Consider the following 23,135-nt stretch of genomic DNA (forward strand, 5'->3'; position numbering starts at 1 on the left):
CCCTGTGGCCCTCGTGCCGGACCAAGGTCACCATGGAGGAAGCGGGGGTAGGCAGGAAAAGGGGGTCTGTGATGGACGAGTGCGCCCAAGGAGAGCCATGAGCGAGGGACGGCCGTTCTCACCGCAGGACCCGATCCGGGTCTTCCTCCTCGACGATCACGAGGTCGTCCGGCGTGGTCTGTGGGACCTGCTCGACGCGGAGCCCGACATCGACGTCGTGGGTGACGCGGCCACGGTCGATCACGCTCTCGCGCGCGGGCCCGCGCTGCGTCCTGACGTTGCCGTGCTCGACGTCCGGCTGCCGGACGGCGACGGGATCACCGTCTGCCGGGAACTGCGCTCGCGTATGCCGGAGCTCGCCTGTCTGATGCTCACCTCGTTCGACGACGACGACGCGCTGCTTGACGCGATCATGGCCGGGGCCGCCGGTTACGTGCTCAAGGACATCAAAGGGGCGGATCTCGTCGCGGCCGTGCGGACTGTCGCCTCCGGGCAGTCCATGCTCGACCCGGCGACCACCACCCGGCTGATGAGCAGTCTGCGCGGCGAGGAGGACGACACCGGACCGGAGGCGGACGCGCTGTCCCAGCTCTCGCCGAGGGAACGGGAAGTCCTCGTCCTGATCGGAGAAGGACTCACCAATCAGGAGATCGGAAAGCGTCTGTATCTGTCGGAGAAGACCGTCAAGAACCACATCTCGCGTCTGCTGGCCAAGCTCGGCGTCACACGGCGGGTGCAGGCAGCTGTTCTCGCCACCCAGGCCGCCCCGCACCCTGCCGACACCGAGCACGGGTACCACTGACCGCTGTGGGCCACTGACTGCTGTGGGCGCCGGCTCACCCGTGGCCGAGCGGCACGGTCCACACGAGGCGGGTCCGGCACGCGCACGCCGACGCCGCCGAGGTCTCCCTCACGGTCCGTGGCGGCCGACTGGCCCTGACCGTCTGCGACAACGGCACCGGTATCGCGCCGGACAGCCACCGCAGCGGGCTCGACAACCTCGCCCGCAGAGCGGAGGATCTCGGCGGGGAGCTGACCGTCGGGACATCTGACCACGGGGGGACACCTGACCACGGAGGCCCTTGGCGGTCACGCTCCGTCGCCGGGGCCCGGAGTCCGAAGATCGTCGAACGAATGATCTTGATGGTCTCGTCCAGGTCGTCCACGGCCCGCAACAGCCGCTCGCGTGCCTCCGGGTGGTCGACGAACCGAACGGCGCTCTGCAGAGTCATTCCGGTCGCGAACAGCCGCTGGATGGCGAGGTCGTGCAGGTCGCGGGCGATCCGGTCGCGGTCCTCCAGCAGGGCGAGCTGTTCGGCGGAACGCCGTCGCTCGGCCAGCTCCATGGCGAGCGCCGCCTGACCGGCGAAGGCCAGCAGCGGGGCCGTCCCCGCTTCGGTGAACGGCTCCCGTCCACGGCTGCGTGCCAGCACCAGGACACCCCGCACCGTATCGCCGACGATCAGGGGCACCGCGACGGCCGGCTCCAGCCCGCCCCACCGGGGCGGGCCGGCGGTGACGCGCGGATCGTGCTCCACGTCGGCACTGGTGATCGTTCCGCCGGCCTGGAGCGCGGCGCCGACGAAGGAACCCTCGCGGGGCAGGACCAGCCCGTCGTGCAACTCGGCGTCGACACCGGAGGCCAGTGCGACCCGCAGACTCTTCCCGCCGTCGGCCGGCAGCGCCAGGGCGCCGAGGTCGGCCGAGAGGATGCTGCGCGCGCGGTCCACGGCAAGACTCAGCACCTCGCCCTCGCCCGCCCCCGACAGCAGACGGGCGATGATCTCGGCGTTGGCCTCGAGCCACTGCTGCCGGTCACGGGACATCTCGTACAGGCGCGCGTTCTCAATGGCTGTTCCCGCCGCCATGGCAAGCGTCAGCAGGACAGTCTCGTCATTGTCGTCGAAGTCCGCGGCGCCCCGCTTCTCGGTCAGGTACAGATTGCCGAACACCTCATCACCGACCCTGACCGGCACCCCCAGGAACGAGTGCATCGGCGGGTGGCCCGGCGGAAATCCGTACGACGCGGGATGCCCGGACAGCTCCGACAGGCGCAGGGGCTCGGGATGCCGGATCAGCTCACCGAGGATTCCGTGACCGGACGGGAGCGATCCGATGGACGCGGCACACTCCCGGCTCACACCGGTGGTCAGGAACTGTGCGAGTTTCGTGCCCTCCCCGACGACGCCCAGCGCCCCGTACTCGGCGTCCACCAGCACCGTGGCCGCCTCCACGATGTGCCGCAGCACCTGGGCGAGCTCAAGATCCCGGCCGACGGAAAGCACGGCTTCGAGGAGGCTCCGCATCGTCTCCCTGGCGCCGTGCTCAACGGTGGCCAGACGCTCCTGCAGCTCGGACGGCAGTGCTTCGGGATGTTTCGGCGCACCGTCCGCCCGTTCGCGGTCCTCGGTCACCGTGTCCTCCGTCAGGCCCTGCCGAGCAGAGAGAAGCACCTCGTCTCTCCACCGTAGCGGCGAGCGGTGCCGGGGCGCCTTGCCAGCGGGCGCCCGGCACCTTGTTCCCGGGCCCTTCGGACTGCCCTGCCGGGCTCTCCGGGACAGTCAGGTGTGGGGGACGACGGCAACCGGGCACGGAGCGTGGTGCACGGCCGCCGACGGCACATGACCGATACGACGGGAGAATGCTGGACGCTTCACCCGGCGGCCGACGACGAGCAGTCCCGTACCGGCGATGTCGCGGACGATGGCGCGCGCCGGGCTCTCCATCCGCACCTTCTCGACGACCCGCACGTCGGGGAACCGGTCGCGCCATGGACTGAGCGTCCTGGTGAGATCCTGCTGCGCCTCGCGGGTCAGTTCATGGGAGAGGTACGGGTCGAGGCCGCCCCGGGTGTAGGCCGATGGCGGCAGATTCCTGCCGTGCACCGCTCGCAGAGTGGAGTCCCGTCGGATCGCCGCGTCGAAGGCGTACTCGATGAGCTCGTCGCACGGACGGCGCAGGCTCAGCCCCAGCACCACATCACCGTCCTCCGTGATCGGGGCCTCATCCTCCCTGGCCCGTACGAGGACCGTCGGAACCTCGGCCCGCGCGAGGACGTGCATGCCGATGTCACCGAGGAAATATCCGGTCAGCGAACTCAGTGCGCGTGAACCGAGGACCAGCGTCTGCGACTCCGCGGCCGCTTCCAGCAGGGCGCCCATCGGCTCCTTGGCGACCAGGTCCTCGTAGACCCGCAGGCCGGGGAAGCGCTGCCCGATGGCGTCGCGTGCGTCGGACACGATCCGCTTGGGCCAGTAGTTGGGGTCGCCCTCCGGCTGCTCCGCAGCAGGCGCTTCTGGTGCGAGCAGCACCCAGGCGTGCAGCAGCCGCAGCGTCGCACCGCGCGCCGATGCCTCCTGAGCTGCCCAGAGCGCGGCAGACAGCGACTCGGGGGTGCCGTCCAGTCCCACCGTGACAACCGCATTCATGACATCGCTCCGTTTCCCGCGCGGACGGGAGCCGTCCGGTAGCTCAGCCGCTCGGAGACCGAGACGACTCCGTCCACGCTGGTGCACAGCCGTATCAGCACGGGGACCAGACTGCTGTCGTCCACCGTGCCGCGCAGAAGGACCTGCCCGTCGGTGACCTCGACGGTGACGTCGGACGGCGCGAAACCCAGCGTCGTGGTGAGTACGTCGTGCACGATCTCCTCATGGATGGCGCGGTCCTGCCGCAGAAAGACGCGCAGCAAGTCAGCACGGGCGACGAGGCCCAGCGGGGTGTCTGTCTCGTCGACCACGGGCAGACGCTTGACGTGGTGCACGGCCATGAGCCGGGCCGCCTCCACGACGGTCCAGTCCTGATGTGCGCACACCGCCGGGGCGGACATGACCTCTTCCGCGTTGTGGCCCTCGGCCCTGGCACGCTCCCACGCCTCAAGGCGGGGCAGAGGTGTCCTGCCGGACAGATCGGAGCGGTCGGCCGCCTCGCGCAGCAGATCCGCCTCAGAGACGATCCCGGCCGGGCGGCCCGCACGGTCCAGCACCGGTACGGCGCTGACATCGTGTTCCGCGAGTGTCCGGGCGATCTCCTTGAACGGTGTATCGGTCCGCACGCTCACCACATCGCGGGTCATGAGTTCACTGATCCTGCGGTGATCCATGTCCTCACTCCCTTTCGCCGTAACCGCCGAACCGCGGCCACATACCAAGGGTGCGCGCTCGCTGCCGTACTGCGGCAGGTGCCACCCGGCCCCTCCCGGACGGCCGGGAAGGCCCGCGGCGGCGGATCCGTATAGGCCATGAGGCTCGCGACCGGGCCCTACCGGCCCCTCCCACGAGACGCTCCCTCCGGGGGACGCTGGTGAAGGAAACCCGACGCGCCTTGGAGGACCTGGTGTCCGCACACACTCCGGACGAGGTGGACGCGGCCCGCCTCGTCCTTGACGCGACGGCCGCGCCGTCCATGCACAACGCACAGCCCTGGCGCTTCCAGTACGCGCGAAGCAACGCCGTCTTCAGCCTCTTCGCCGATCTGACGCGCGCCATGCCGCACTCCGACCCCACGACCCGCGGGCTGCACATCGGCTGTGGTGCTGCCCTGTTCAACCTTCGGGTAGCGGCGTCCCACGTCGGCCTGCGGCCAGTCACCCGCCTGTTTCCCGACCCGGCCGTCCCCGAGCTCCTGGCGACCGTACGACTCGACGAGCCCGATGACCGGACGGACGGACTTGCTCTTCTGTACCCGGCGATCCACGAGCGTCGCACGAGCCGGGCCCCCTTCACCGACCGGCGTATCCCGGAAGAGGTCCGACAGGCGCTCGGTGAGGCCGCGCACCAGGAAGGCGCGACCCTGGCCCTCCCGGCCGGGCCCCACCTGCAGACCGTGCTCGACCTCATCAATGACGCCGAGGGGTACGACCACATGGACGCGGCCAGGGAGGCCGAGACGGAACAGTGGACACGGAACACCGATGATGAGGCAGCCGTGGACGGTGTACCGAGGTACGCCTTCGGGCCGCTCAAGCGCGGCGGCTCAGCTCCCGCACGGGATTTCGCCGGCCCCACACCGGCCGGCGGACGTCCTCGGGCGAACTTCGAGGACCGCCCCCAACTGGCACTGCTGAGCACCGCACGCGATGAACCGGCCGACTGGCTGCACGCGGGGCAAGCCCTGGAACGCGTCCTGCTCGTCGCCACGCTCCACGGGCTGAGCAGCTCCTTCGCGACCCAGGCCCTCGAATGGCCCGAACTGCGGCGGGTACTGCGCGACCCGCTCTCGGGCACCGGGCAGGTCCAGATGGTGGTGCGGCTGGGATACGGCCCGCCGGGGCCGGAGACACCGCGCCGCCCCGTGGCAGACGTGCTGACGGTCGAAGGCTGACTGCCGGTGATCACATCTTCGAGGGAGAAGGCGGTGGGAGCGATGGAACTTCCCGTGGTGGTGGGAGTGGACGGATCGGAAGGGAGTCTTCAGGCGGTCGACTGGGCGGCGGCAGAGGCAGAACGGTCCAACCGGGCCCTGAGAATCGTCCATGCCTCCCTGTGGGAGCACTACGAAGGGGTACGGCCGCGCATCTCGGCTGACCGCCCTTCCGAACAGGTCCACGCCGAGAACCTGGTCGCCACGGCCCAGGAGCGCGTGCACTCGCTCGCTCCCGGCGTCAAGGTCGCCACCGACGTGCGGCCGGAGGACCCGGTGGCAGCGCTCCTGGCCGAGGGCACCGAGGCAGCCCTCCTCGTACTCGGACCTCGTGGGCACGGTCCGATCGCGGCCATGCTCCTGGGATCGGTGAGCCTGACCGTCGCGGGCCGTGCCCACTGCCCGGTGTTCGTGACGCGGGGGGAGTCGCAGGCCGGGGCGCCCACGTACGGGCGGGTCGTCCTCGGGGTCGGGGGGACGACAGGGAGCACGTCCGCCGCACGCTTCGCCTTCGAACAGGCGCGCTCCCGGGATTGCGAACTCCTCGCGGTACGTGCCTGGAACTGCCCGCCTTACGCGAGCATGCCCTACCCGTTCCTCGGAGGTGCTCAGGAGACGGCATACCGGCGGCAGGCGGACGAGACAGTCGACCGGATCCTGGGAGTCGTCGACGGCGACTACCCGCAGGTGACGGTCGAGCGCAAACTCGTCCCGGGCACCGCGCACCAGGCGCTCCTGGAGGAAGCGGCCGGCGCTGATCTGCTGGTCGTGGGGGCGCAACGTCGGCATGCTGCCATCGGGTTGCAGCTCGGGCGCATCAATCACGCGGTGCTGCACCATGCCCCCTGCCCCGTGGCGGTCGTCCCGGAATGGTCGGACGGTGCGCATCCAGAGGAGCAGCAAGCAGCATGAGAAGAGCAGTGCCGAAGGGAGCGATCATGCAAGCCAAGCAGTGGACCGCACAGATTTCCCTCACCGAGGACGGCGACGAGACCCGGGCCCGCGCGGTTCTGACCACGCAGGACTCCTGGCGTGACAACACCGCACACGTGGTGGGCCGAGGCGTCGCACGCCGGAATCCGATCGACCGGCCGATCCCCGAGATCGGCGACGAACTGGCCGCGAGCCGTGCGCTGGAGGACCTCGCAGTGCGTCTGCACGATGTCGCCGCGGACGACATCGTGGACATGGCCGGGCCGGCCGACCCACCCCGGTGACGGCTGCGGGGCGGCCCTCAGTCCTCAGTCCTCAGTCCTCAGTCCAGTGCCAATGAACGGCCGTCGGGAGATCCCTCGTGCGCCGGCGCCGTCAGGGCGCACCGCCGCGACCGCTCGTTCGACGGCGGCCGCCGGGGACCCGCTGGTGTCTACTGTGACGGCCTCCGGCCACGGTTCCGCCGCCGCTGCCATCGCATCGCCCACCACCGGACCGGCGTCGGACGGACCCGGCGGGCGGGCGGCGAGTCGCATCGCGGCGACATCGCGTGGGACCTCGCAGCGCAGGGCGACCAGGTCGGCGTCGTGGCGCCGCGCCGCCTCGGTCGCGGCACGCCGCCACACATCGAGGTTCCAGGACGCGTCGACCACCACGGATTCCCCGGCAGCCAGCAGTGCCGAGGCGCGGCCGAGCAGCTCCTCATAGGTGCGCCGTGTCCACGCGGGGGTGTAGATGCCCCTCTCGTACTCGGCGGGGGCGGGCCGCTCGGGCGGGAGACCCGCCACCTCCTTTCGCACGCGGTCACTGTTCAGCAGGGTCAGGCCGAGCCGGTCGGCGAGCCCGCCCGCCAGCGTGGACTTGCCGCCGGCGGGAGGGCCACCGATCAGGACGAGCCGTACCGCCGATGCCCGCAGGTGGCGGACCGTGATGTCCGCGAAGCGTTCCGCATCGGATCGCGCGGCGGGGACGCCTTGCTGCTCCCGGAACAGCGAGACCTTGGCGCGGACGAAGGCGCGGTAGGCGACGTAGTGATGGCGCAAGGACGCGGGCGCGTGGTCACCGGAGTACTCGCTGTACCGGGCGAGGAAGTACGCGGCGGCCTCGGGTGCCCCGAGCCGCTCCAGGTCCATGGCGAGGAAGGCCGCGTCGTCGAGACCGTCGACATGGCGCAAGGTCTCGTCGAACTCCAGGCAGTCCAGCACGCGGGGGCCGTCGTCGAGGCAGAAGATGTCCTCGGCGAGCAGGTCGCCATGGCCGTCCACCACGCGCCCCTCGCGGATACGGGTGTCGAAGACGTCCTGCCGGCCGGCCAGATAGCGGCGTACGAGATGCGCTGTCTCACCGATGTGGGGCAGCGGAAGCCGTGCCTTCAGCGCATGGATCTGCTCGAAGCTGTCCTCCCAGCGGGCAAGCAGGGCGTCCCGGGTCCCCTCCTGGGAGATCGAGGCCGTCCGCGGGGAGCCGGCGTGGCACGCTGCCAGCAGCCGGGCCGTACGCCGCAGTGCGTCATCGACCGGAGCCCCGGCAGTGACCAGGTGGGAGAGTCTGCGTCCGGCCGGCATCCGCCGCATCACCACGACCGGCTCGGGCGGCCCGCCCCACGGCAGACCGACCTCGGCGACCCCTTCGTACACGTCGGGGGCGAATCGCCGGTTGAGCAGGACCTCCCGTTCGCACGCCGCGTGCCGGGCCCTGGCCGTACGGAAATCGAGGAAACCGAGGTCGACCGGCTTCTTCAGCTTGTAGGCGTGGTCCCCGACGAACATCACGACCGCGGTATGCGTCTCGGTGATCTCAGCGGGCCGCGGCTTTTCCGTACCGCTGGAGTCTTCTACGGAATTCGATGACATCACCGGCTCCTCCGCGCAGCGGCCGGCACCCGCTACGAGATCGCGGGGCGCGTCGCCCCCTGTCCATGGTGCGCGTATCGCACCAGGTGCGCAGGACCGTCCGGACCAGCGCACCGCCTGCGGGCCGGACAGTCCCGTTCCGGAACCGGTCGGCCCATGCGGCGCACCCGACGGGCGGGCAAGGTGACATGGACAGGGACCCGTCCGTAGCGCGAAGGATGTGTGTACACCATGGCGGATCAACCCCAGGGGACATCGCGTGGCCAGGCCGCCTACGTGCCGTCAAGCGACCTCGGCCGACGCGTCATGGCCCGCCGTGAGCAGCTGGGACTGAGCCGGGAGGCGCTGGCCGAACGAGCAGGGTCCGTATCCGGCTACCTTGAGTACGTCGAGGAACGGAAGGCTGCCCCAAGCATCGGATTCATGCTGAGTCTCGCCGACGCGCTGGAGACAACGGTCGACGCACTGACCGGAAGCGATACGGAGCTGCCCCCCGGCACAGGGCAAGCTGCCTACCATCCGGAGCTGAGGACTCTGAGCAGCGAGGAGTGCGGCGAACTGCTCTCGACCCACGGTGTCGGCAGGGTGGCCGTCTCCACGGGGGACGGGCCGGCCGTCGTACCTGTCAACTACGTTGTCGCTCAAGGCAAAATCGCATATCGCACCGCTCCCGGGACGGTAGCCGCAGAGGCCGTCGGCCAAGAGGTCGCCTTCGAGGTCGATCACATCGACGAAGCGATGAGCAAGGGCTGGAGCGTCAACGTGGTCGGGACCGCACGGGCCGTCACCAGTGGCGCGGCAGCCCAGGATCTGGACCAGCACGCCTATACCACCCCATGGGCGGGTGGCGACCGCAGCCTGTGGGTGTCGATCGCGCCCACCCGTACAACGGGCCGCCGGATCGGCATCGCGTCCGCCGACGGGCCGGAGCACTGACCCACCTGAGCGGACTCGCCAGGGCCGCGGCCGGGCTGTCGTTCTCAGAGGCTTCTCAGAGGTCGCGTCGTCACACTTGGTATGAGGTGGAGAGTGAGGCTCCATGAGTACGGCGAAACACCATTCGGTGATCCGCTCCCGTCGCCCGCGCTCGCTGGTTCCCCTCCTGACGCAGTGCGCGATCTGGGCGGGTGCAGCGGGAGTGCTCGCCCTGTGGTGGACCGACACCACCTCGGTGGTGGGCGCAGCGGGGTGGCTGACCGACGCGGGCCGGATCACGGGGCTGCTGGCGGGCTATTCCTGCGCCGTGCTGGTGGCTCTCATGGCCCGCGTACCCCTCCTGGACCACACCATCGGCAGCGACCGGCTCGCGCGCTGGCACGCGACGGGCGGCCGGTACACCATCTCCCTGGTGCTCGCCCACACGCTGCTGATCATCTGGGGGTACTCGCTGACCTCCCACTCCGGCGTGGTGCACCAGACATCGACGCTGGTGCTGCACTATCCGGACATGCTCAAGGCGACCGCCGCGTTCCTCCTGCTGGTCGCCACCGGGATCATCTCGGTCCGGGCCGCGCGCCGCAGGATGCGTTACGAAACCTGGCACTACCTGCACTTCGCGACCTATCTGGCGGTCTTCCTCGCCTTCTTCCACCAGCTCAGCAACGGCGCGGACTTCGCCGGCAACCTCCCCGCCCGGGTGGCGTGGTACGTCCTGTACCTCGGGGTGGCCGCGCTGATCGGCTGGTACCGGTTCGTCGTTCCCGTACGGCGCGCCCTGCGCCACCGGGTACGCGTCGCCGGTCTGCGGGACGAGGCCCCGGGGGTCGTCTCCATTCGCCTGACCGGCGACCATCTGGACGAACTGGGCACCCAACCGGGGCAGTTCTTCCGCTGGCGCTTCCTGACGCCCGGTCTGTGGTGGGCCGCCAACCCGTACTCACTTTCCGCGCCCCCGCTCCCGCATGAGCTGCGGATCACCGTCAAGGCGGCGGGCGCACACAGCGCTGCCCTCGCCACGTTGCGGCCGGGAACACGGGTGTGGGCCGAGGGCCCGTACGGTGCTTTCACCGCGGCCCGGAAACGGTCGTCCAGGATCCTGCTGCTGGCGGGCGGTGTAGGGATCACGCCGCTGCGGGCGCTGTTCGAGACCTTGCCGGGAGAGGTGACACTGATATACCGGGCCCGCCGCCCCGAGGACCTCGCGCTGCGGGACGAACTCGACGCGATCGCCGCCGACCGGGGCGCCGTTGTGCACTACGTGGTCGACCAGCCGGCCGCGTCGTCGCCGCTCACCGCCGACGCGCTGGCCCGCCTGGTGCCGGACCTCACCGCCCACGAAGTCTATCTCTGCGGCCCGCCCGGCATGACCGATGCCGCTCTGCACGCCCTGCGCGTGGCCGGGATCCCGCGCCGGCATATCCACCACGAGTCGTTCGCGTTCTGAGGAGGCCCACTATGTCCGTGGCAGTCCGCCGAGCCGTGCTGGCCGCTGCCTCGACCAGCGCCGTGGTCGTCATGCTCCTCTCGTTCAAACCGCACCACTCCGAAGAAATGGCGGCCGCGCAACCGGCGCCGACCGCGCCCCCGCCCCGGAGTGTGCCGTCGCCCCCACCGGGCGGCTCGCACCCGGTGAGCGGCACCTATACCGGCGATGCCGTGCCCACCAAGTACGGCACCGTGCAGGTCACGGCGACCGTCAAGGACGGCCGGCTGACCAGCGTCAAGGCCCTTCACACCCCGTCCGGGGACGACCACAGCCGGCAGCTCGCCGCCTCGTCCGTACCCCGGCTGACAAAGGAGGCACTGGGGGCCCACAGCGCTCATATCGACGCGGTTTCCGGCGCCAGTTACACCAGCCAGGGCTACGTCCAGTCCCTGCAGAGCGCACTGGACAAGGCCGGTATCTGACGGCCCCGGCGCAGGACCTCAGCCCCGTCCGCCCGGTACGGCGGCGGACGCGTCAGGCGCGGCGCCGTCGTCGGTGACCAGGTGGCAGGAGACCTGCCGTCCCCCGTCGAGGGTCCGCAGCGCCGGGATCTCCGTGCGGCAGCGGTCCACGGCGAGCGGGCAGCGGGTGTGGAACCGGCAGCCGGGCGGCGGGTCGTGCGGGCTCGGCAGCTCGCCGCTGAGCACGATGCGCTCACGGGCGCGCTGGGTGACCGGGTCGGGTACCGGCGCCGCGGAGAGCAGAGCCTGGGTGTACGGATGCTTCGGGTCGGCGAACAGCTCGGCGGTGGGGGCCTGTTCGACGATCTGGCCCAGATACATCACAGCGATCCGGTCGGCGAGGAACTCGACGGCGGCGAGATCGTGGGTGATGAAGAGGCAGCCGAAGCCGCGGTCCCGCTGGAGGTCCGCGAGCAGGTTCAGCACGGATGCCTGAACGGAGACGTCGAGCGCGGACGTCGGCTCGTCGGCGACGAGCAGTGCCGGGTCGACGGAGAGCGCGCGGGCGATGGAGATGCGCTGGCGCTGCCCGCCGGAGAGTTCGTGCGGGTGGCGGTCGGCGTGCTCGGGGCGCAGCCCGACCTGGCCGAGCAGTTCCTCGACCCTGGCCCGTACCGCGGGCCCCTTCGCCAGACCGTGCAGGGTGATCGGTTCGGCGATGATCTGTCCGGTGGTCATCCTCGGGTCGAGGGAGGACGAGGGGTCCTGGAAGACCAGGTGGAAGTCCTTGCGCAGCGGCCGCAGCGCACGTCGCTTCATCCGGGTGATATCGGTGCCGTTGACGGTGACGGTACCGGCGGTCGGCTCGTCCAGGCGTACGGCGCACCGGCCGACGGTGGACTTGCCGCTGCCCGACTCCCCCACCAGGCCCACGACTTCGCCCCGGCCGACGGTGAACGAGACGCCGTCGACGGCGCGTACCGGTCCGAAGTGCCGGGTGAGGCCGCTCAGTTCGAGTACGGAGTCGGTCACTGTGCGTTCTCCTCAACCGTGGATGGTACCGGGGTGTCCGCATGCCAGCAGGCTGCCTGGTGCCGGGCGCCGGCGCCCGGCCCGAGTGCCACGGCCCGGAAGCCGGGGCGCTTCGTGGTGCACTGTTCGTCGGCGAGTGCGCAGCGGGGTGCGAAGGTGCAGGCGTCCGGCTGCGCATCGAGGCTGGGGACGAGTCCGGGGATCTCCGGCAGCCGGCGCTTGCCCTGCCCGCCCGGTGTGAGCACGGCTCCGAGCAGCCCGCGGGTGTACGGGTGCCGGGGCGTCGCGAACAGCTCGTGGACCGGGGCCTGTTCGACGGCGCGGCCCGCGTACATCACCAGGACCCGGTCCGCGGTGTCGGCCACCACGCCCAGGTCATGGGTGATGAGGACGATCGCGGTGCCGAGGCGCTCGCGCAGCGACTGGAGGACCTCCAGGATGCCGGCCTGGACCGTGACGTCGAGTGCCGTCGTCGGTTCGTCGGCGATCAGTACGGCGGGGTCGCAGGCGACCGCGATGGCGATCATCACGCGCTGCCGCATCCCGCCGCTGAGCTGGTGCGGGTACTCGTCGATCCGCTGCCGGGGTGCGGGAATGCCGACCAGGCCGAGCAGTTCGACCGCCCGCTCCCGGGCCTCCCTGCGGCTGAGCCCCCGGTGGCGGCGGAGCACCTCACCGATCTGGCGTCCGACGGTGAGCACCGGGTTGAGTGAGGTCATCGGCTCCTGGAAGATCACGGCGATGTCGTTGCCGCGTACCCTGCCGAGTTCCTTCTCGCCGGCCCCCACCAGCTCCTGTCCGCTCAGCAGCACCGACCCGGTGACGGTCGCGGTGGGCGGCAGGAGCCCCATGACGGCCAGGGAGGTGACGGATTTGCCGCACCCCGACTCGCCGACCACCGCGAGGACTTCGCCGGGCATCAGGTCGTACGAGACCTGGTCGACGGCGTGCACGGTGCGCCCGCCGGAGCTGAAGGAGACGGACAGGTCGCGGACGCTGAGCACGGGAGGCCGGGAACCGCCGTCCGGGGCGGGGTCGCCGGGACACCGGTGTTCCTGCTGAGGGTCCTGCTGCTGAGGGCTCATCGGGTGGCTCCACGGGGGTCGAGGACGTCACGCAGTCCGTCGCCGAGCAGGTTGAAGGCGAGCGTCGCCGCGACGATCGCGAGGCCGGGGAAGACCGCCATCCAGGGTGCGGGAGCGAGGAACGACTGCGCACTGGAGAGCATCACACCCAGCGAGGCGTCCGGCGGCTGGACACCGAGGCCGAGGAAGCTCAGCAGCGCCTCACCGATGATCGCGGCGGGGATGCCGACGGTCCCCTGGACGATCAGCGCCGATGTGGCGTTGGGCAGGATGTGCCGGAAGAGCACCGTCCCGTCGCCGCCGCCGTTGGCGACCGCGGCGGCCACGAAGTCCGCGTGCTTGAGCCGGAGCGTCTCGGCCCTGGTGATCCGGATGACCGCCGGGATCTGCGAGATGCCGATGGCGATGGTCGCATTGGTCAGCGAGGGCCCGAGGATCGCCGCGAGACCGACCGCGAGCACCAGGAACGGGAAGGCCAGCATGGTGTCGGTGAGCCGGGAAACGGCGCCGTCGGCGAGCCTGCCGTAGTACCCGGCGGCCAGCCCCAGCGGTACGCCGACGAGGAAGGCCAGCACCACGGCGAGCACACCGACCTGCATGGAGGCGCGGGCTCCGTAGACGATCCTGGACAGCTGGTCGCGTCCGAGGTCGTCGGTGCCGAGCCAGTGCGACCAGCCGGGCTGGGCCAGCACATGGCCGAAGTCGGGCTGCGCCGGGTCGTAGGGGGCGATGAGCGGGGCGCAGAGCGCGGCCAGGACGAAGACCGCCGCGATGACCCCGCCGGTGAGCGCGAGCCGGTTGTGGCGCAGGGCGCGCAGCTTGGCGCCGCCCACCCGGGTTGTCCGTACCGCTGTGAGGGTGGTCGCGGTCACCGGGCACCTCCGAGCCGGATGCGCGGGTCGATGACCGAATAGAGTACGTCGACCAGCAGGTTGATGAGGATGTACGCGGCGGAGGTGCAGAGCACCACGCCTTGCAGCGTCGCGTAGTCGCGGGTGAAGACCGCGTCGATGGTGAGCTTGCCGAAGCCGGGAAGCACGAAGATCTGCTCGGTGACGACCGCGCCGGAGATCAGGCTGCCGAGCTGGAGTCCGAGCACGGTCACCACCGTCACCAGGGAGTTCCGCAGGGCGTGGCCGCCGATGACCTCCCGCCGGGACAGGCCCTTCGCCCTGGCGGTGCGCACGTAGTCGGCGGAGAGCGAGTCGAGCATCGCGGCGCGCGTCTGGCGCATCACGACGGCCGCGAGCCCGGAGCCGAGCACGATGGCGGGCAGCACCATGCGCCGCAGGTTGTCCAGCGGGTCGGTGGCGAACGGCACGAACCCGGAGCCCGCGAAGACCGGTACGGCGATGGCGAAAGCGAGCACCAGCACCATGCCGAGCCAGAACGTCGGGACCGAGAGCCCCAGCAGGGCGATGGCGTTGGCGAGCCACTCGGCGGGCTTTCCGCGCCGTACGGCCGCCACCATCCCGGCGCCGATTCCGAGGACGACGGCCAGCAGCAGTGCCAGCGCGGAGAGTTCGAGCGTGACGGGCAGGGCGCCGCCGATCGCGTCGGCGACCGGGAGCCCGGTGCGGGAGGAGTTCCCCAGGTCGCCGCGGAGCGCGTGGGAGAGGTAACGCCCGTACTGTACGAAGAGGTTGTCGTCGAGCCCGTAGCTCCGGCGGATGGCGGCGAGTGCGGCGGGGCTGCGCTCCTCGCCCGCGATGGCGAGCGCCGGGTCGCCGGGCAGCGCCCGGACGCCCGCGAAGACGACGACGCTCACCAGGAAGAGCGTGATCAGGGACTGACGCACCCGCGTCAGCAGGTACTTGGTCACCGTGTGTACCCCGCACTCTTCACTCGGACCAGGCCGTCTCCGTACACCTGGATGCCGGAGACCTTCTTGCCGGCGACGACGTAGTTCTTCTGCCGGTAGAGGTAGATGAGCGTGTGCGCGTCGGCGATCCGCTTCGCGAGCTCGTGGTAGATGCGGGTGCGCGCGGCCGGGTCGGCCTCGGTGCGGCCGCGTTCGATGAGCCGGTCGGTCTCCGGGTCGCCGTAGCCGTAGGCGTTCATCGCGCCCGCGGTCTGGAGGAAGTTGGAGATGTTGCCGTCCGGGTCGAGCCGGCCGGACCAGCCGCTCGTGAAGGCGTCGTAGTGTCCGGCGTCGGTCTCCTCCAGGAGCGTGGCGTACTCCATCGGCTGGAGGACGACATCGAACCCGGCCTCCTTGGCCATGGCCTGGACGACCTGGCCGATACGGCTCGACTCGGGTGAGGTCTGCACCTTCAGCCCGATCCGCACCGGGGTCCGCACCCCGGCCTCCTTCAGCAGCTTCTTCGCCCTGGCGATGTCGCGCTTGGGGCAGGCCGACGGCTTGACGCCGGGGGCGACCGGGGATTCGGGCGACACGGGGCCGCAGGCCGGTTCGTACATCCCCTGGAAGACGACCTTGTTCAGCAGATCGCGGTCGATGGAGAGTTCGAACGCCTCCCGGACCCGGACGTCCCTGGCGATGGGGGTGCTGAGCTTCCCCGGCTTCTGGCCGAGGCCCTTGACGTTCCCGACGTTCAGCCCGATGCCCTGGTAGCCCAGGGAAGGCGAGTTGAAGAGCTGGAGCCTGGATTCGGCGAGTGCGCTCTGCACATCGACCGGGGCCATCTGATCGCCGATCTGGACGTCCCCCGAGCGGAGGTTCGCCAGTCTGACGTTGCTGTCGGGGATCGGCTTGTAGATCACCTGCTGGAGGTGGACATGCGCGGCGTCGTAGTAGTCGGGGTCCTTGCGCAGGACGATCCGGTCACCGCCGACCCGCTCGACGAAGCGGAAGGGGCCCACGCAGGAGGGGTGGTCGGTGAAGTCCTTGCCGTACTTCTTGAGCGCGGCCGGGGACATCACCATCCCGGCCCGGTCGGCGAGCACACCGGTGAGCGGGGTGTACGGCTGCTTCAGACGCAGCTGCACGGTGTACGGGCCGGCGGCCAGGATGTCCCGCAGCGGGGCCAGTTCGGTGGCGCGGGCCGAGCCCGGCAGATCACGGTGGCGCTCGAGCGAGGTGACGACGGATGCGGCGTCGAGGCCGGTCCCGTCGCTGAACCGCAGGCCCTTGCGGATCCGTACGGTGACCGTCCGGCCGTCCGCCGACGTCTTCGGCAGCGCGGCGGCCAGCTGGGGCACGACCGTGCCCTGCTGGTCGATGTCGTAGAGCTTCTCGCACATGGCGGCGAAGACGGTCCGCCCGACGAGGGTCTGGGAGAGCGTCGGATCGAGCTTGTCCGGATCCGCGTTGAGGGCGACGGTCAGCGTGCCGCCGTCGCGCACGGGCCGGGCGTCCGCCATCCGCTCCCCGCCGATCCGGGCCGCCGGGGACTGGAGTGACGTACAGCCCGATATGAGGAACACCAAGGCAACTGCCATCAGGGCAACCGCGTTTCGGCGCACGAGGGACTACCTCCCGCCAAGGACGATCAAGGAATACCGCAGACCGTATTTCGCATACAGTCCACGGACAAGCCCTCTGCCGGGATAGCGGGTGACTCTTGACGAAGATCCCGTAACACCCCACAGCAAAAGGGGCATCACGCCGTCGACGGCCGGTCGCGCGGCGGCCGGGAAGTCAGGAACGCGGAAGGACGCACGGAAGAGAACCGGTGCGCGGAGAAGGCCGAGGGCGGGTCGCGCCGCAGGCGCTCACGGCCGGTGGTCTCCCGTGCCGGGCCCGTGCTCCCGTCGGCGCGGGGGACGTCTGCGGAGGTCCTGGCGAGGGGGAATCCGGTGGTGCGGGCGGTGGACCGGCCGGGCCGGCCTCCGCCCGGTCCGGGTCCGCCGCGCGGCGGACCGGCCGCCCTCGCCGCCCCCGCCGGACGCGATCTCGCCACCGCCGCCGCTGCCGGATCCCTCCGCCCTGCCGGATCCCTCCGCCCGCTCGGCGGCCTGCGCCTGCCCGCGCAGCCGGAGCCCCTGGGCGGCGAAGACCGCGGCGATGACGATCCACAGAACGGTGGCGATCCAGGCGTCCGGCTTGGGCGCCCAGGCCAGCCAGATGAACGCCCAGACGAAGAAGATCCCCGCCAGCGCGAAGTACCTGGTCGCCGTGGTGCGGACGAGCCACCTCGAAGCGGTTGCGGTCGGCCGTTCATCGCGCTCCATGAACGGAACCTACCCCGCGATCACGCCCCGCCGTCCTCAAGCAGTCCGCGCAGCAGGGACTCGTCCTCGGCGCTCAGCTCGGCGACGAAGCGGGCCAGCACCGTGCGCCGGTCACTGTCGCTGTCCAGCGCGCGGTGCATACGGAGGGCGGTGAGCCCCTGGGCGTCCTGGAGCGGCACATACGCGAAGCCGCGGCCCGAGCGTTCCCGGCCGACGACGCCTTTCTCGTACAGCCGGGACAGGATCGTCGCGACCGTGGTCCGGGCCAGCGGCAGCGCGAGGCGGCGCCGCACCTGCCCCGGGGTCAGCGGGGCGCCCGCGGCCCAGAGAGCCGCCACCACGCTCGCTTCGAGCGCACCCGGCGGACGGCGCTCGGCGCTGTCTCTCATGGAACGCTCCTCAGCCCGTTATCGTCTACAGTTACGTAGACCGTCTACTGAACTGTAGTCGCTTCGGTGTGGTCCGCCACCCCCTGGCCAGGACCGCACCGCCCGTCCGGCGTGGCGCCCCGGCCCGGACTCCCTCCCTCGTCCTACCGGAAAGGCCGGGACCTTGCTCACAGCCTCGACACTCGCGGTGAACATCCTGGACGCCCAGTCCGTGCTGACCGCCTTCGGCGTGGCCGGTATCGCGGTGGTGCTGTTCGCCGAGACCGGCCTGCTGGTCGGCTTCTTCCTGCCGGGCGACTCCCTGCTGTTCACCGCGGGGCTGCTCTGCACCGGCAGTTCCACCGGCAGCCTGAAGCTCTCGCTGCCCACGGTGCTGCTCGCGTCGGCGGTCGGCGCGCTCGCGGGAGCGCAGTGCGGCTATCTGATCGGACGGAAGGCGGGGGGCGCCCTGCTCGCCCGCAGCCGTTCGGAACATCTGCTCAAGGGAGCGGCCCGCGCCGAGGAACTGCTGGGCAAGTACGGCCACGCGAAGGCCATCGTGCTCGCCCGCTTCGTCCCGGTGGTGCGCACGGTGCTCAACCCGATGGCGGGCGCGCTCTCCGTACCTGCCAGGACGTTCACGCTCTGGCAGGTGGTCGGCGGGCTCATCTGGAGCCAGGGCCTGGTGCTGGCCGGATACGCGCTGGGGTCGTCCATCCCGAACGTGGACCGCTATCTGCTGCCGATCATCGCGGTGATCGTCGTCCTCTCCCTGCTGCCCCTCGCCCTGGAGCTGCGACGCTCCCGCAAGAACCGCCCGCGCACAGACGGAGTCAGTGAATGAACCTCGCGTACGACGGATCGTCGATCGACGGCGGTCTCTACACGGACACGGTGGATCTCGCCCACCGCGCCCCCGGGTGGCTGGACTCGGCCGTGTCGGCCTGGTCGGGGTACGGCCTGGCGCTGTTCGCCGTGCTGATGCTCGCCGGGTGGTGGCGGGCGCGCCGGGAGGGAGCCACCGCCGGGCTGATGGCGCTGGCCGTGCCGGTGATCGTGGTGCTGGCGTACTGCGTCAACGACGCGGTCAAGCTGGTCGTGCGCGAGGACCGGCCGTGCCAGAGCCTGCATGTGACGACGCTGGAGGCGTGCCCGGCACCGGGCGACTGGTCCTTCCCCAGCAACCACGCGGCCCTCGCCTTCGCGGCCGCGGTGGCCCTGCTGTTCGTCTCCCGGCGTCTTGGCGTGGCCGCCCTCGTCTGCGCGGTCGCGATGGCGGCATCCCGGGTCTGGGTGGGCGCCCACTACCCGCACGATGTCACCGTCGGAGCGCTGGTGGGCGCGCTGGTCGCGCTGGTGCTCGCGACGGCCCTGCGCCGGCGGCCGGAGGCCCTGGCGAGGCGGCTCACGGACACCAGGCTCCGGCCGCTGCTGGTCTCGTCGTGAACCGCAGGGGCGCCGCCGACCTGGCCGTGTCCGTGGCCGTGGGGACCCTGGTCGCCTTCGCGCTGCTGGCACTTCTGGTGTCGGGGCACCACGGCGCCCCGCTGCTGACGGACCGCGGACTCCTCTCGTGGTCGGTGCGCCACCGGCCGCCGGTCGCGGTCGCCGCGGCGCGCGGCGTCACCGACACGGGCACCGGTGTCGTGCCGTACCTGCTGGCCGTACTGGCGGGTGTGATCGCCGGGCGCAGTGCGCGGCAGCGGGTCACCGCCGCCGTCGCCTGCCTGGTCTGCCTGGGCCTGGCGCAGTTGGCGCGGTACGGGGTGATGTCGCTGGTCGCGCGGGCGCGCCCGCCCGTCGGCGACTGGGCCACGCAGGCCACCGGCTGGTCGTTCCCTTCCGGGCACACCACCACGTCGGCGGTGACCGCGGGGCTACTCATCGCGGCGGTGCTGCTGCGGGCACCGCACGGCAGAAGGACGATCGCGGCCGGCATCGGCTGCTGGGCCGTGCTCGTCGGACTGAGCCGGGTGTATCTCGGGGTCCACTGGTCCACGGATGTCGCCGGCGGCTGGCTGTTCGCCCTCTGCTGGCTCTGCGTCTGCTTCCGGCTGGCCGTCCGGTTCTGCCCTGCCGTCCCGCGCACGCCGGACGACGGAGCTGCCCGGCTGCCGGACGAGGCGCCCGCGTACCACCCGCACCGTCTACAGTAACGTAGACGCTCGACGGGCCGGCGGGACTGCGGTCGGCCGTCGGCTTGCACCGGACCGGGAGCGCCCGGACGGCAGTTGACGCGGCGCGCGGCGCCCGGAGGGGTGACAGAAAAGCATGCGAGAGCCAGTAGGCCGAACGGCCGTCGGACCCGCGCACGCGGTGCGCAGCCCGCAGGGACGGGCCCGGGGACGGGCCGTGTCGGGGTGGAGCAAAGTACCCGAGGTGACGGTCTGGTTCTGGGTCGTCAAGGTCCTCACCACCGGGATGGGGGAGACGGCGTCGGACTACCTGGCCCGGACACTCGGCCCGGTCGTGGCCGGCGGCCTGGGACTGATAGGCCTGGTGGCCCTGCTGATGCTCCAGTTCCGCACGGCCCGTTACGGCGCCTGGACCTACTGGTCGGCGATCGTGATGGTCAGTGTCTTCGGCACGATGGCCGCCGACGTCGTCCATGTGGTGGTGGGCGTCCCCTACGCGGTCTCGGCGGGGGGCTTCGCGGTCATCCTGGCAGCCGTGCTGATGACCTGGTACGCCTCCGAGGGCACCCTCTCCATCCACAGCATCCGTACCCGCCGCCGCGAGGGCTTCTACTGGGCGACCGTGCTCACCACCTTCGCCCTGGGCACCGCGGTCGGCGACCTCACCGCCGGGACCCTGCACCTGGGCTACCTCCCGTCGGGTGTGCTCTTCGCCGTCCTCATCGCGGTCCCGGCACTGTGCAGGCGCTTCTTCGGACTCAACGCGGTGGCCGCGTTCTGGTGGGCGTACGTCCTGACCCGGCCGCTCGGAGCCTCGTTCGCCGACTGGATGGGGGTGCCCGTGCACCGCGACGGACTCGGCTGGGGCACCGGCCCGGTCAGCCTGGCCCTGCTGGTGCCGATCATCATCCTGGTGAACCACCTGGCCGTCAGCGACCGCCGGCAGACCCCGAAGACACCGGCCCCGGCCCCGGTCGACTGACACACGGCGGAATGACCCCGCCGGCTCCGGCGTTGTTGCTGGCCGGAGCTGGCGCGCGGATGGATCCGCGGGTGGGCCGGGCGGATCTGGAGGCAACGCTGTGCACGGTGAGTACAAGATCCCGGGCGGCAAGCTCGTCGTCGTCGACCTGGATGTCGAGGGCGGCGCACTGCGCAACGTCCGGGTGGCCGGGGACTTCTTCCTGGAACCCGACGAGGCGATCCTGGACATCGACGCGGCCCTGGAAGGCGCGCCCGCCCACACCGACGCCGCCGCGCTCGCCGCCCGGATCACCGCCGCACTGCCCCCGGCCGCCGTGCTGCTCGGCCTCTCCCCCGAGGGTGTCGCGGTCGCCGTACGCCGGGCCCTCACCCGGGCCACCGAGTGGAGCGCCCACAGCTGGCAGCTGATCCACGACCGCCCGCAGTCCCCCGCCCTCCACATGGCGCTCGACGAGGTCATCACCGCCGAGGTCGCCGCCGGCCGGCGCCCGCCGACGCTGCGGGTCTGGGAGTGGGCCGCCCCCGCCGTGATCATCGGCAGCTTCCAGTCCCTGCGCAACGAGGTCGACCCGGAGGCCGCCGAGCGCCACGGCGTGACGGTCGTCCGCCGGATCTCCGGCGGCGGAGCCATGTTCGTCGAGCCGCGGAGCACCATCACCTACTCCCTCTCCGTACCCGAGTCGCTGGTGTCCGGCCTCTCGTACGCCGACAGTTACGCGTATCTCGACGACTGGGTGCTCGGCGCGCTGGCCGACATGGGCATCAAGGCCTGGTACCAGCCGCTCAACGACATCACCACCGAGTCGGGCAAGATCGCGGGTGCGGCGCAGAAACGCCTCGCGGGCGGCGGCGTGCTGCACCACGTGACCATGGCGTACGACATCGACGCCGACAAGATGACCGACGTGCTGCGCATCGGCCGCGAGAAACTGTCGGGCAAGGGGATCGAGAGCGCCAAGAAGCGCGTCGACCCGCTGGCCCGGCAGACGGGCCTGCCGCGCGAAGAGGTCATCGAGCGGATGATCGGGTCCTTCCGCAGCCGTTACGGCCTCGCCGACGGCGGCGTCACGGAGGAGGAGATGGCCCGGGCACAGGAGTTGGCGGCGGCCAAGTTCTCCACTCCGGAGTGGACGGCGCGGGTGCCCTGACCGCCGGGGCCGGGTGACGCGCGGCGAGGTCAGCCGAGGGCCGGGATGATCTGCTCGCCGTACGCGTCGATGACGGTCTCGCGCGCGTCGTGCATCGCGTACACCGCGAACTGGTCCACGCCCAGGGCCTGCAGCGCCCGCAGCTTCTCGATGTGCGCCTCGGCGGGGCCGAGCAGACAGAAGCGGTCCACGATCTCGTCGGGGACGAACTCGGTGTCCGGATTGCCTGCGCGGCCGTGGTGGCTGTAGTCGTACCCCTCACGCTGCTCGATGTACGTGGTGAGCGCGTCGGGGACCAGCGCGGAGTGCTCGCCGTAGCGGGCCACCAGATCCGCGACGTGGTTGCCCACCATCCCACCGAACCAGCGGCACTGCTCACGGGCGTGGGCCAGATCGTCGCCGATGTACGCGGGCGCCGCGACGCAGATCTTCACGGAGTCCGGGTCCCGGCCCGCGTCGGACGCGGCCGTCCGCACCGCCGCGACCATCGACTCGGTGAGGAAGGGGTCGGCGAGCTGGAGGATGAACCCGTCGGCCTTCTGCCCGGCCAGGGCGAGGGCCTTGGGGCCGTACGCACCCATCCAGACCGGCAGTTTCCCGTCCTCGACCCAGGGCAGCCTGAGCGGCCGGCCGTCCACGTCGGCCTCGCGCCCCTCGGCGAGATCACGGATCACGCCGATCGCTTCGCCCAGCGTGGCCAGCGTGTTGGGCTTGCGCCCCGCGACCCGCATCGCAGAGTCGCCGCGTCCGATACCGCAGACCGTGCGGTTGCCGTACATCTCGTTGAGCGTGGCGAAGGTGGAAGCGGTGACCTCCCAGGTCCGGGTGGACGGGTTGGTGACCATGGACCCGACGATCAGGCGGGTGGTGTGCTCCAGGATGCGGCTGTAGATGACGAACGGCTCCTGCCAGAGGACGGCCGAGTCGAAGGTCCAGCCGTAGCGGAAGCCGTTGCGCTCCGCGCGCCGCATCAGTCCGACGACGGCAGAAGCGGGCGGATCGGTCTGCAGGACGAGTCCGAAGTCCAAGGCGTGGCCTCCTGGTGCGGGTGCGGATTCCGGGGGTTTCGGAGATGCGAGTTTCGGAGATGCGGGGTCCGGTGAAACAGGGTCCGTTGTGGCGGGGTCCGGTGAAGCAGAGTCCGGTGAAGCAGAGTCCGGTGATGCAGGGTCCGATGAGCCCGCGGCCGGGCAACTGCGGCCGGGCGGAAGCGGTCCGCGCCCCGGGAGATCCTTCCACATCGGGCCGTGCAGAAGCCTGTGCGACAACGCCCCGG

At 71.1% G+C, this 23,135-nt stretch carries 24 protein-coding genes; 12 read left to right on the forward strand and 12 right to left on the reverse strand.

Annotation, left to right across the window (positions count from 1 at the left end):
• Positions 1 to 97: 97 nt before the first annotated feature.
• Positions 98 to 802 (forward strand): response regulator transcription factor, encoded by a 705-nt coding sequence (locus OG210_RS01520; RefSeq protein WP_328333193.1) that lies wholly within the window; start codon positions 98 to 100, stop codon positions 800 to 802.
• Positions 803 to 836: 34 nt separating this feature from the next.
• Here the strand turns inward: OG210_RS01520 and OG210_RS01525 are convergent, their stop codons facing one another.
• The 3 genes from OG210_RS01525 to OG210_RS01535 form a co-directional block, all read right to left on the reverse strand.
• Entirely contained in the window at positions 837 to 2,414 is a 1,578-nt protein-coding gene (locus OG210_RS01525) for a GAF domain-containing protein (protein ID WP_371540126.1), read from the reverse strand.
• Positions 2,415 to 2,561: 147 nt separating this feature from the next.
• The gene (locus tag OG210_RS01530) at positions 2,562 to 3,428 is read right to left on the reverse strand and encodes a universal stress protein (protein ID WP_328333191.1); all 867 of its coding nucleotides are present in this window, start codon (positions 3,426 to 3,428) and stop codon (positions 2,562 to 2,564) included.
• Positions 3,425 to 4,102 (reverse strand): CBS domain-containing protein, encoded by a 678-nt coding sequence (locus OG210_RS01535; RefSeq protein WP_328333189.1) that lies wholly within the window; start codon positions 4,100 to 4,102, stop codon positions 3,425 to 3,427. Before OG210_RS01535 ends, OG210_RS01530 begins: the two co-directional genes overlap by 4 nt.
• A gap of 233 nt (positions 4,103 to 4,335) precedes the next feature.
• Here OG210_RS01535 and OG210_RS01540 point away from each other — a divergent pair, with 233 nt between their 5' ends.
• Genes OG210_RS01540 through OG210_RS01550 form a run of 3 tightly spaced genes read left to right on the forward strand, consistent with a single transcriptional unit; the run spans position 4,336 to position 6,578 of the window.
• Positions 4,336 to 5,322: a nitroreductase family protein gene (locus OG210_RS01540; protein ID WP_371534852.1), complete on the forward strand. Its 987-nt coding sequence runs from the start codon at positions 4,336 to 4,338 to the stop codon at positions 5,320 to 5,322.
• Between the two features lie 42 nt (positions 5,323 to 5,364).
• On the forward strand, positions 5,365 to 6,273 hold the full coding sequence (locus tag OG210_RS01545; RefSeq protein ID WP_371534853.1) for a universal stress protein: 909 nt from the start codon (positions 5,365 to 5,367) through the stop codon (positions 6,271 to 6,273).
• Positions 6,274 to 6,299: 26 nt separating this feature from the next.
• Positions 6,300 to 6,578: a dsRBD fold-containing protein gene (locus OG210_RS01550; RefSeq protein ID WP_328333185.1), complete on the forward strand. Its 279-nt coding sequence runs from the start codon at positions 6,300 to 6,302 to the stop codon at positions 6,576 to 6,578.
• A 24-nt stretch (positions 6,579 to 6,602) separates the two neighbouring features.
• On the opposite strand, the gene OG210_RS01555 is transcribed toward OG210_RS01550, so the two are convergent.
• Complete coding sequence (locus tag OG210_RS01555) at positions 6,603 to 8,147, reverse strand: AAA family ATPase (protein WP_328333183.1); 1,545 nt, start codon at positions 8,145 to 8,147, stop codon at positions 6,603 to 6,605.
• A 231-nt stretch (positions 8,148 to 8,378) separates the two neighbouring features.
• Between OG210_RS01555 and OG210_RS01560 the strand changes: the two genes are divergently transcribed.
• The 3 genes from OG210_RS01560 (at position 8,379) to OG210_RS01570 (ending at position 10,994) form a co-directional block, all read left to right on the forward strand.
• Complete coding sequence (locus OG210_RS01560; RefSeq protein WP_328333181.1) at positions 8,379 to 9,083, forward strand: pyridoxamine 5'-phosphate oxidase family protein; 705 nt, start codon at positions 8,379 to 8,381, stop codon at positions 9,081 to 9,083.
• A 103-nt stretch (positions 9,084 to 9,186) separates the two neighbouring features.
• Entirely contained in the window at positions 9,187 to 10,530 is a 1,344-nt protein-coding gene (locus OG210_RS01565; RefSeq protein ID WP_371534854.1) for a ferric reductase-like transmembrane domain-containing protein, read from the forward strand.
• Between the two features lie 11 nt (positions 10,531 to 10,541).
• The gene (locus OG210_RS01570) at positions 10,542 to 10,994 is read left to right on the forward strand and encodes an FMN-binding protein (RefSeq protein WP_328333177.1); all 453 of its coding nucleotides are present in this window, start codon (positions 10,542 to 10,544) and stop codon (positions 10,992 to 10,994) included.
• 18 nt (positions 10,995 to 11,012) lie between these two features.
• On the opposite strand, the gene OG210_RS01575 is transcribed toward OG210_RS01570, so the two are convergent.
• The 7 genes from OG210_RS01575 to OG210_RS01605 form a co-directional block, all read right to left on the reverse strand.
• Positions 11,013 to 12,005: an oligopeptide/dipeptide ABC transporter ATP-binding protein gene (locus OG210_RS01575; RefSeq protein ID WP_328333175.1), complete on the reverse strand. Its 993-nt coding sequence runs from the start codon at positions 12,003 to 12,005 to the stop codon at positions 11,013 to 11,015.
• Positions 12,002 to 13,090: an ABC transporter ATP-binding protein gene (locus tag OG210_RS01580; protein ID WP_328333173.1), complete on the reverse strand. Its 1,089-nt coding sequence runs from the start codon at positions 13,088 to 13,090 to the stop codon at positions 12,002 to 12,004. Before OG210_RS01580 ends, OG210_RS01575 begins: the two co-directional genes overlap by 4 nt.
• Positions 13,087 to 13,923 (reverse strand): ABC transporter permease, encoded by an 837-nt coding sequence (locus OG210_RS01585; RefSeq protein WP_371540129.1) that lies wholly within the window; start codon positions 13,921 to 13,923, stop codon positions 13,087 to 13,089. Before OG210_RS01585 ends, OG210_RS01580 begins: the two co-directional genes overlap by 4 nt.
• A 35-nt stretch (positions 13,924 to 13,958) precedes the next feature.
• Positions 13,959 to 14,912, reverse strand: a complete 954-nt coding sequence (locus tag OG210_RS01590; protein WP_371534855.1) for an ABC transporter permease — start codon at positions 14,910 to 14,912, stop codon at positions 13,959 to 13,961.
• Positions 14,909 to 16,492: an ABC transporter substrate-binding protein gene (locus OG210_RS01595; RefSeq protein WP_371534856.1), complete on the reverse strand. Its 1,584-nt coding sequence runs from the start codon at positions 16,490 to 16,492 to the stop codon at positions 14,909 to 14,911. Before OG210_RS01595 ends, OG210_RS01590 begins: the two co-directional genes overlap by 4 nt.
• Positions 16,493 to 16,765: 273 nt before the next feature.
• Positions 16,766 to 17,224 (reverse strand): hypothetical protein, encoded by a 459-nt coding sequence (locus OG210_RS01600; RefSeq protein WP_328333167.1) that lies wholly within the window; start codon positions 17,222 to 17,224, stop codon positions 16,766 to 16,768.
• 20 nt (positions 17,225 to 17,244) lie between these two features.
• Positions 17,245 to 17,613: a BlaI/MecI/CopY family transcriptional regulator gene (locus OG210_RS01605; RefSeq protein WP_328333165.1), complete on the reverse strand. Its 369-nt coding sequence runs from the start codon at positions 17,611 to 17,613 to the stop codon at positions 17,245 to 17,247.
• A gap of 163 nt (positions 17,614 to 17,776) precedes the next feature.
• On the opposite strand from OG210_RS01605, the gene OG210_RS01610 reads away from it, so the two are divergent.
• From OG210_RS01610 to OG210_RS01630, 5 genes are all read left to right on the forward strand, one after another.
• Positions 17,777 to 18,436, forward strand: a complete 660-nt coding sequence (locus tag OG210_RS01610; RefSeq protein WP_328333163.1) for a DedA family protein — start codon at positions 17,777 to 17,779, stop codon at positions 18,434 to 18,436.
• The gene (locus tag OG210_RS01615) at positions 18,433 to 19,038 is read left to right on the forward strand and encodes a phosphatase PAP2 family protein (RefSeq protein ID WP_328333161.1); all 606 of its coding nucleotides are present in this window, start codon (positions 18,433 to 18,435) and stop codon (positions 19,036 to 19,038) included. Before OG210_RS01610 ends, OG210_RS01615 begins: the two co-directional genes overlap by 4 nt.
• Positions 19,035 to 19,748: a phosphatase PAP2 family protein gene (locus tag OG210_RS01620; protein WP_371534857.1), complete on the forward strand. Its 714-nt coding sequence runs from the start codon at positions 19,035 to 19,037 to the stop codon at positions 19,746 to 19,748. Before OG210_RS01615 ends, OG210_RS01620 begins: the two co-directional genes overlap by 4 nt.
• A 115-nt stretch (positions 19,749 to 19,863) precedes the next feature.
• A complete protein-coding gene (locus tag OG210_RS01625) occupies positions 19,864 to 20,709 on the forward strand; it encodes a hypothetical protein (RefSeq protein ID WP_328333157.1) in 846 nt (281 codons plus the stop codon).
• Positions 20,710 to 20,809: 100 nt separating this feature from the next.
• Positions 20,810 to 21,859, forward strand: a complete 1,050-nt coding sequence (locus OG210_RS01630; RefSeq protein ID WP_328333155.1) for a biotin/lipoate A/B protein ligase family protein — start codon at positions 20,810 to 20,812, stop codon at positions 21,857 to 21,859.
• A gap of 29 nt (positions 21,860 to 21,888) precedes the next feature.
• Here OG210_RS01630 and OG210_RS01635 read toward each other — a convergent pair whose 3' ends face one another.
• Positions 21,889 to 22,887: a TIGR03842 family LLM class F420-dependent oxidoreductase gene (locus OG210_RS01635; RefSeq protein WP_328333153.1), complete on the reverse strand. Its 999-nt coding sequence runs from the start codon at positions 22,885 to 22,887 to the stop codon at positions 21,889 to 21,891.
• Positions 22,888 to 23,135 lie beyond the last annotated feature (248 nt).

Origin of the sequence: Streptomyces sp. NBC_00466 (genome assembly GCF_041433995.1) — a bacterium.
Lineage (GTDB): Bacteria > Actinomycetota > Actinomycetes > Streptomycetales > Streptomycetaceae > Streptomyces.

Bases quoted from the DNA above. Each gene is read 5' to 3' on its own strand.
- OG210_RS01520 (WP_328333193.1), top strand. From the start codon at position 98: ATGAGCGAGGGACGGCCGTTCTCACCGCAGGACCCGATCCGGGTCTTC.
- OG210_RS01530 (WP_328333191.1), bottom strand. From the start codon at position 3,428: ATGAATGCGGTTGTCACGGTGGGACTGGACGGCACCCCCGAGTCGCTG.
- OG210_RS01535 (WP_328333189.1), bottom strand. From the start codon at position 4,102: ATGGATCACCGCAGGATCAGTGAACTCATGACCCGCGATGTGGTGAGC.
- OG210_RS01545 (WP_371534853.1), top strand. From the start codon at position 5,365: ATGGAACTTCCCGTGGTGGTGGGAGTGGACGGATCGGAAGGGAGTCTT.
- OG210_RS01550 (WP_328333185.1), top strand. From the start codon at position 6,300: ATGCAAGCCAAGCAGTGGACCGCACAGATTTCCCTCACCGAGGACGGC.
- OG210_RS01555 (WP_328333183.1), bottom strand. From the start codon at position 8,147: ATGTCATCGAATTCCGTAGAAGACTCCAGCGGTACGGAAAAGCCGCGG.
- OG210_RS01560 (WP_328333181.1), top strand. From the start codon at position 8,379: ATGGCGGATCAACCCCAGGGGACATCGCGTGGCCAGGCCGCCTACGTG.
- OG210_RS01565 (WP_371534854.1), top strand. From the start codon at position 9,187: ATGAGTACGGCGAAACACCATTCGGTGATCCGCTCCCGTCGCCCGCGC.
- OG210_RS01570 (WP_328333177.1), top strand. From the start codon at position 10,542: ATGTCCGTGGCAGTCCGCCGAGCCGTGCTGGCCGCTGCCTCGACCAGC.
- OG210_RS01580 (WP_328333173.1), bottom strand. From the start codon at position 13,090: ATGAGCCCTCAGCAGCAGGACCCTCAGCAGGAACACCGGTGTCCCGGC.
- OG210_RS01595 (WP_371534856.1), bottom strand. From the start codon at position 16,492: ATGGCAGTTGCCTTGGTGTTCCTCATATCGGGCTGTACGTCACTCCAG.
- OG210_RS01600 (WP_328333167.1), bottom strand. From the start codon at position 17,224: ATGGAGCGCGATGAACGGCCGACCGCAACCGCTTCGAGGTGGCTCGTC.
- OG210_RS01605 (WP_328333165.1), bottom strand. From the start codon at position 17,613: ATGAGAGACAGCGCCGAGCGCCGTCCGCCGGGTGCGCTCGAAGCGAGC.
- OG210_RS01615 (WP_328333161.1), top strand. From the start codon at position 18,433: ATGAACCTCGCGTACGACGGATCGTCGATCGACGGCGGTCTCTACACG.
- OG210_RS01625 (WP_328333157.1), top strand. From the start codon at position 19,864: ATGCGAGAGCCAGTAGGCCGAACGGCCGTCGGACCCGCGCACGCGGTG.